Annotated in this window: 7 protein-coding genes and 1 pseudogene; 6 read left to right on the top strand and 2 right to left on the bottom strand. The window is 69.2% G+C overall.

The features are described from left to right. The first annotated feature begins 292 nt into the window (after window positions 1–292). The 3 genes from M878_RS52840 to M878_RS52830 all read left to right on the top strand — a co-directional run bounded on the left by M878_RS52840 (window position 293) and on the right by M878_RS52830 (window position 2,464). The gene (locus M878_RS52840) at window positions 293–700 is read left to right on the top strand and encodes a LysE family translocator (RefSeq protein WP_023544559.1); all 408 of its coding nucleotides are present in this window, start codon (window positions 293–295) and stop codon (window positions 698–700) included. 101 nt (window positions 701–801) lie between these two features. Further along, window positions 802–1,467: an acetate uptake transporter gene (locus M878_RS52835; RefSeq protein ID WP_051430185.1), complete on the top strand. Its 666-nt coding sequence runs from the start codon at window positions 802–804 to the stop codon at window positions 1,465–1,467. Between the two features lie 259 nt (window positions 1,468–1,726). Beyond that, window positions 1,727–2,464 carry a DUF1345 domain-containing protein gene (locus M878_RS52830; RefSeq protein WP_023544557.1) on the top strand — a complete coding sequence of 246 codons (738 nt, stop codon included), beginning with the start codon at window positions 1,727–1,729 and terminating at the stop codon, window positions 2,462–2,464. A gap of 397 nt (window positions 2,465–2,861) precedes the next feature. On the opposite strand, the gene M878_RS52825 is transcribed toward M878_RS52830, so the two are convergent. Further along, the gene (locus tag M878_RS52825; RefSeq protein WP_023544555.1) at window positions 2,862–3,173 is read right to left on the bottom strand and encodes a GatB/YqeY domain-containing protein; all 312 of its coding nucleotides are present in this window, start codon (window positions 3,171–3,173) and stop codon (window positions 2,862–2,864) included. 225 nt (window positions 3,174–3,398) lie between these two features. Next, a pseudogene (locus tag M878_RS99370) lies at window positions 3,399–3,503 on the bottom strand (NPP1 family protein); the annotation flags it as partial. 85 nt (window positions 3,504–3,588) lie between these two features. On the opposite strand from M878_RS99370, the gene M878_RS52820 reads away from it, so the two are divergent. The 3 genes from M878_RS52820 to htpG all read left to right on the top strand — a co-directional run bounded on the left by M878_RS52820 (window position 3,589) and on the right by htpG (window position 7,253). Next, window positions 3,589–4,119 carry a HEAT repeat domain-containing protein gene (locus tag M878_RS52820; RefSeq protein WP_023544553.1) on the top strand — a complete coding sequence of 177 codons (531 nt, stop codon included), beginning with the start codon at window positions 3,589–3,591 and terminating at the stop codon, window positions 4,117–4,119. Window positions 4,120–4,871: 752 nt separating this feature from the next. Next, window positions 4,872–5,075 (top strand): hypothetical protein, encoded by a 204-nt coding sequence (locus M878_RS52815; RefSeq protein WP_023544552.1) that lies wholly within the window; start codon window positions 4,872–4,874, stop codon window positions 5,073–5,075. Between the two features lie 258 nt (window positions 5,076–5,333). Beyond that, window positions 5,334–7,253 (top strand): molecular chaperone HtpG, encoded by a 1,920-nt coding sequence (htpG, locus tag M878_RS52810; RefSeq protein WP_031223796.1) that lies wholly within the window; start codon window positions 5,334–5,336, stop codon window positions 7,251–7,253. Window positions 7,254–7,304: the final 51 nt, after the last annotated feature.

The following is a 7,304-nucleotide window of genomic DNA, read 5'->3' as shown; positions in this document are numbered from 1 at the left end:
GCGGGGCGGCCGCACTCGCCGGCCTCCGCACGGTACTCGGCGGCACGGGTGCCGATGAGCGGCGTACGGCACTGGGGCTCGACGCGACCTCGGTGGTCGTGCTGCTGAGCACCGAAGGCCCGTCCGCCAATCCCCACCACACCTCTGGTCAGTGAACAGTCGACACCTGAGAGATCTCTGAGTTGAACCACCGCACCTGTATTCCGTCCCCGCATGTCGCCGACCCCATGTCCCCGCATGTCACCGGCCTTGTCACTGGCCTTGTCGCCGGCCTTGAGGGGAGGCCGGCGGCATGCTGACCCACCTCGCGGCGGCGATCGGCGTCCTCGGACTGCTGACCATCGTGCCCGGACCGGACATGGCGGTCGTGACCCGCAGGGCCCTGGTGGCGGGCCCCGCGGACGCCTTCCGGACCGTCGCCGGGATCGCGACCGGGCTGCTGCTCTGGGGTGTGCTGGCCGTGGCCGGGCTCGCGGCCGCGCTCGCCGCGGCACCGGCGGCCTACCTGGTCGTCAAGCTCCTCGGTGCCGGCTACCTGGTGTTTCTCGGCGTACAGACCCTGCGCCAGCACCGCGCCGCCGCACCCGCCGTGCCTGAGGCCGGCCCGTCCGCCAGGGCCGGAAGCCCCTGGCGGACGGGCCGTACGACGGGTGTCGTGCTGATCGGCTTCGGCCTCGTCATGGTGACCACGGCCGGCTGATCCGTCGAGGCAACGAACAAGCAGGGAAAGGCCTAATAAATACGACAAACGGGTACTTTCCGTAAAGGTAGGCGCAGGCTCTCGTCGAAGGGATGCCGGTCATGAACGAGGACACGAGGAGCCTCCACCCGGAGCAGCCACCAGCGGGAAACCCGCGCCCGGCGGTACCGGGCGACCCCGCTCCGCTGGGCCTGGCCGGCTTCGCCCTGACCACGCTGCTGCTCTCGATCATCAACACCAACCTGTTGAAGGAGGGCGCCGCCGTCATTCCGGTGCTGGGCCTGGCCGCGTTCTACGGGGGCATCGCCCAGTTCGCCGCGGGTCTGTTCGAATTCCGCCGCGGCAACACCTTCGGCGCGACGGCGTTCGTGTCGTTCGCCGCCTTCTGGCTGGCTTACTGGTGGATCGTGCCGCGTCTGGCGCTCGCCGGTGACGCGCACAACGCGCTGGGTCTGTTCCTGCTCGGCTGGGCGATCTTCACGGCTTATATGACCATCGCGGCGCTCCGCGTCACCCTCGCCGTGCTGGTGGTGCTGGCGCTGCTCACGCTCACCTTCCTCTTCCTGGCGATCGGCGCCTTCCAGACGGGGGCGCAGCCGCACGCCATGACCCAGGTGGGCGGATGGTTCGGCATCGCGACAGGACTCGCCGCCTGGTACGCATCGGCGGCGACCGTCATCAACGAAACACATGCCCGCACCGTGCTCCCCGTGGGCCCACGCCACCCCGGCACGGCCCCACAGGCACGCGACGAGCGACCCGCCTGAGGCAGGGCCCGGCGGGCCAGCGGGTCCACGTCGGCAGACCCCCGCTCAGGCCGACGTGGACCCGCCCAGCCCGGCCGTCGACCGCTCCTTCGGCCCAGATCACGTGCCCGCCCTCGCGTATCCGGCCGGGTGACCATGGGCTCCTGGGCGGGCCCGGGCCTTCGCCGACGAAGCCGATGCGCTCATGCCTCCGCCGGTCCGGGTGCCTCCGCCGGTCCGGGTGCTCGGCGGCAGACGTCCGAGCGGGACAATCCTCGTCATGAACGACGACATGGATGACGCGCGGAGCCGGCTGGCCAGGATCGAGCGGTTGTTGGAGAGCGGTGAGCGCGAGCTGGTTCCGGCCTGGCGTCAGGCGACCCGGGGTGAGCCGCGCTGGACTGTGACGGCGGTGATCCTGGCGGCCGTGGCCCTGCAACTGACCTTGCCGCACCGGCTCATCCTCCTCCACCCTTCCTGGGCCCTGCCCGCACTGGAGCTGGCGCTGCTGGCCGCACTGGTCGCGAGCAGTCCCCGGCGGGTGGAGCCCCGTACCCGACTGCTGCGGTACCTGGGCCTGGCCCTGGCCGGAGTCATCAGCGTGGCCAACGGCTGGGCGGCGGTCCGGCTGGTCGGTGATCTGGTGAGCGGCAGGGGCGGAGACAACGCGGTGCCGCTGCTGCTGACCGGCGGGGTCATCTGGCTGACGAACGTCATCGTGTTCGCCCTGTGGTACTGGGAGTGGGACCGCGGCGGCCCCATGGCCCGGGTCCGCGGACAACACGAGTACGCCGACTTCCTCTTCGTACAGATGCAGAGCCCGGAGGTCGCCCCACCGGACTGGGAACCGGCCTTCCCGGACTACCTCTACCTCTCCTTCACCAACGCCACCGCTTTCAGCCCGACCGACGTCATGCCTCTGTCCCGCTGGTCGAAGATGCTGATGATGCTGCAGTCCTCGGTGTCCCTGGTGACCGTGGTCCTCGTCGTCGCACGGGCGGTCAACATCCTCAAGTGACAGGGCCGGCCCTGCGGGTAAGGGATGTGCGCGGGTGCGGTTCGGGGCGTGGGTCGTGTCCACCGCGTGGCCAACCACGGGCTGCTGTACGCGACTCGCAGAAGCCCGCCCACCGAAGGGGCGGCGACCGGCTCGACTTCACGCTCAGGGCACTGGGCGAGCAGCATCAGGAGCTGTGTGCCCTGATTCCCGTCACGTCCACGGGTTTTCCCACGCAACTCGTGGCATTCGAGGGCGACATGCGTCGGCATCCGACGTGGGAGCGTACCGCTGACGGGGAGGCCGCGATGCGACTCGGCACGTACGCCATGGGGTGCCGCCGTGACGAGGCCGCCCTGAACGGCTTCGGCATCCGTGGGGACACGGCGTCGGTGCGTGCCGAGCCGTTCGGCGGACGCTAGGCGTGGTCGAGGAGACGGAGCAGTACGGCGGCTTCCTCGCGGAGCAACTTCGCGCGGTCGGCCTGTGCGTGTGCCGAGAACTGTGCGGCGACCGTGAGGCGTTCCTCGGCTTCGGCTCGTACGAGGTCGGTGATGTGCTGCTCGCTCAGTTCACGCCGGGCGGCCTCGGTGGTGCCGACACCGACCGGCGCCGCCTCGATGGCCACACCGTGCAGCTCCGCCGCCCCCACCGGCACCGCCTCGGCGTTGTCCAGCACGGCGAGCGTGGAACGCAAGGCGCTCACCGCGACCTTGTCGCGGGCACGCATGGCTTCCCGAAGGGCTTGACGCATCTGAGGGCGCAGGGACATGTCGCTGACCCTACGTGTCTGCCCCAGGACCCTCAACGGGATATCACCGCAGGCGCAGGACACCCGGCGCGCGATCCTCGAAGATCTCGGTCAGCCAGTCGAAGACGGTCGCTCCGCGCCCGCTGCGGGCTTCGGCCAGATCGGCACTCACGTGGGTTCGGGTCGAAGGGGATTCCCGAGGGCATGGAGTGCGCCAGCGCGTACTGGAAGTCGCCGCCCCAGCGTCGCCTGGTCCTTCTCGAAGTAGCCGGCGTACATGACGGCACACCAGCCGTTGTTGCACTCCTGGTACAGGCGTCCAAGCCCGTCCGGTCGTCTCACGGACCTGGAAATCGCTTTGCCCGGATCGACTCTGTGGCCCGACACTACGACCATGCTCGGATTTGTCAGGACCGACAACGAAGCTCTCGTCTCCTGCTTGGGCGATCCCCGACGCACCACTACGGCATACCGCGAGTTGCTGAGGCGCGGGGAGAACGCGGTACACGCCATCCGCGCCGGCTTGCGCGACCGGAACCCGGCCGTCCGTGAGGGCTGTTGCCGCCTTCTCGATCACCTGGTCGACACCGAATCGATGGGCGAACTCGTCACCATGGCCGACGATTCCGACGCCCGCGTCAGGATCGCCGCGTTCCACGCCCTGGCCTGTGACCGATGCAAGGGTGACACTTGCGCACCGGGCCCGGACCAGGTCCTCGAACCGGCTCTGCACCACTTGGCCGCTGATCCCGACCCGCACGTCCGGGCCATGGCCGCCGAACTCGTCGGCAAGTTCGCCCGGTCCGATGCGAGTGCGGCCGCCGCCTTGCAGAAATCCCACGTCAACGACCCGAGCCCCGCAGTGCGGAAGAAGGCGGGGTGGCTCGCGCGTCGAGCCGTGGCGGGCTCATCGACCAGGAGATGATGTCAGGGAGTCTCCGTGGGCTCCGCGCACCCGTTCACGTGTCGGTGTCGGCACCCGATGCCGATGTCGGTGCCGTGCTCGCAGCGGGGGCTCGGCCCCCGGACGCCGGGCGGAGCGGCTGCACCGCCGAAGGGCCACGCGCAGTCAGGCGCTCCCGGACCGTTCAGGCGATCCATTCGACGCCGGGCCCGAGTCACGCTCGTACGCCGAACTCCTCGTGTAGCTGGGCGGGTTGAGCTGAATCAGCCAGGCTCTACGGCAGCGTGCGCAGGCGCGTTCCCCGGTCGGTCTCACTCCGTGATTGCCGGAAGAGGTGAACCGGATCCCGGACCCGCATGGGGCCACAACCGCTCGGGCATGCCCTGCCCATGCGTTCCCTGCTGATCATGTCCCCGCTGGCCGCTGCCCTCGCCCCGGCCGCCACCCCGTCCTCACCTACCGCGCATACCGCAGCCGCTGTGCCCCCGGGCCACGTGTACTTCTGGCCCGAACGGAACCAGATGGGAGCGGGCGGCGCCTGGGACTACACACCGCCGGGATACAGGGGAGTGGGCGGGGAAGTTCGACGGGGTCAGTGACACCACGCTGGGGTGTCAGCCGGGCTGAACCGCAGATGCGACCGCTCACGACGGCCGGTGCCGCGCTCCTGGTTGTCGGCCTCTCCCTGACCGCCTGCACGACGAGGGCGGACACATCACCCCGCCCTTCCTCTGGGCTATGTTGTCCGCGCCCACACCGGCGGCTGTCTCGCGGTGGTTCAACGGCGGCTGTACGGCGATCAGGTCCGCTGGTTCCGTACCTCGGTGGTCGTGAACAACCTCGGGCCGGAAGCCGTCACGACACACCGGTCCCTGGCCGAAGTCCGCGCCCGCCACCACACCGGGATCAGCGAGTGGCAGCGGCTGAGGACACACGCCGTCGGTGAAGCCACCCTCCTGCTGACCCGTCACAGCTGACCTCGGCGCACCGCACACCCAAGCGCCTGGCCGCCCTGCTCGCCGCCACCGCCCTGTCCGCCGGAGCCGTGCTCGCCACCTCCGCCTCCGCGCACGCGGGCTGTGCGTCCCAGCGTATGCGGGACGGGCGGTTCACGGCCCCTGCGGCGCGGGATCCGGATCCAGACACCGCTGTAGTATCCAGCCACCCTCCTGACATGGTGTTTTACAGTGGCTGGCGTCAGTTCCGGCAATAACACCTGTGAGGTATGCGCGAACATGCCGACTGAAACGCTTGAGTTTCAGGTGGAGGCCCGTCAGCTGCTGCAGCTGATGATCCACTCGGTCTACTCGAACAAGGACGTCTTCCTGCGGGAGCTCGTCTCCAACGCCTCCGACGCGCTGGACAAGCTGCGCCTGGAGAAGCTGCGGGACGACTCGCTGGACGCCGACGTGGCTGATCTGCACATCGAGATCGACATCGACGACGACGCCCGTACCCTCACCGTGCGGGACAACGGCATCGGGATGTCGTACGACGAGGTCGGGCAGCTCATCGGCACCATCGCCAACTCCGGCACCGCCAAGTTCCTCCAGGAGCTGCGGGAGGCCAAGGACGCGGCCAGGGCAGAAGGGCTCATCGGCCAGTTCGGCGTCGGGTTCTACTCCGGGTTCATGGTCGCGGACGAGGTCACGCTGGTGACCCGGCGCGCAGGCGAGGCCCTGGGCACCCGCTGGACATCGCGCGGTGAGGACACCTACACGCTGGAGCCGGTCCCCGACGCGCCGCAGGGCACGTCGGTCACTCTCCATCTCAAGCCCGCCGACCCGGAGAACCAGCTCCACGACTACACCTCCCCGTGGAAGATCAGGGAGATCATCAAGCGGTACTCGGACTTCATCACCTGGCCCATCCGGATGGTGCCCGAGCGTTCCGGCGCCGCCGACGAGAGCGGCGAGAACGACGAGGCGCCCGCACCCGAGACGCTCAACTCGATGAAGGCGCTGTGGGCGCGGTCGCGTGACGAGGTGTCCGACGACGAGTACCACGAGCTGTACAAGCACATCGGCCACGACTGGCGTGACCCGTTGGAGACGATCCGGCTCCAGGCGGAGGGCACCTTCGAGTACCAGGCCCTGCTGTTCCTCCCCGCGCACGCGCCCCACGACCTGTTCACGCGGGACTTCAAGCGCGGCGTGCAGCTGTACGTCAGGCGCGTGTTCATCATGGACGACTGCGAGGCGCTGCTGCCGCCGTACCTCCGCTTCGTCAAGGGTGTCGTCGACGCGGCCGACCTCTCGCTCAACGTGTCCCGCGAGATCCTCCAGCAGGACCGCCACATCGAGATGATGCGGCGACGGCTGACGAAGAAGGTCCTGTCCACGGTCAAGGACATGATGACCAAGGACCAGGACCGCTACGCCACGTTCTGGCGGGAGTTCGGCCCCGTCCTGAAGGAGGGACTGGTCACCGACGCGGAGAACCGCGACGCCGTCCTCGCCCTCGCCTCTTTCGCGAGCACGCACCACGACAGCGTGCCGACCACGCTCCAGCAGTACGTGGAGCGGATGAAGGACGGCCAGGACGACATCTACTACCTGACCGGCGAGTCCCGGCAGAGCATCGAGAACTCCCCGCACATGGAGGCCTTCCGGGACCGGGGCATCGAGGTGCTGCTGCTCACCGACGCCGTCGACGAGGTGTGGGCCGACACCGTCGGCGAGTACGAGGGCAAGAAACTGCGGTCCGTCGCCAAGGGACAGATCCGCCTCGACACCGAGGACGACGACACCGCCGACGGTGAGCGGGAGAAGCAGACCGAGGAGTACGCCGGCCTTCTCGGCTGGATGACGGAGCAACTGGACGAGGACATCAAGGAGGTACGCCTGTCCTCCCGCCTCACCGTCTCCCCGGCCTGCGTCGTCTCCGACGCGGGCGACCTGACCCCGGCGCTGGAGAACATGTATCGGGCGATGGGCCAGGAGGTGCCCCGGGCCAAGCGGATCCTGGAGCTCAACCCCGGCCACCAGCTGGTGAAGGGCCTCAACCAGGCGTACAAGGAGCGCGAGGACCGTACGGAGCTGACCGAGACCGCCGAACTCCTGCACGGCCTGGCGGTGCTCGCCGAGGGCGGCCAGCCGAAGGACCCCTCCCGCTTCGTCAAGCTGATGGCGGACCGCCTGGAACGCGCGCTGTAACCCGGCTCCGCCAGACATCGACGGCCTGCTCCGGCCCTCGGGACAGGCCGC

It is taken from the genome of Streptomyces roseochromogenus subsp. oscitans DS 12.976 (assembly GCF_000497445.1).
GTDB lineage: Bacteria > Actinomycetota > Actinomycetes > Streptomycetales > Streptomycetaceae > Streptomyces > Streptomyces oscitans.
Note: the sequence above shows the minus strand (reverse complement) of the source record. Positions and strands in the feature narration are given on the sequence as shown.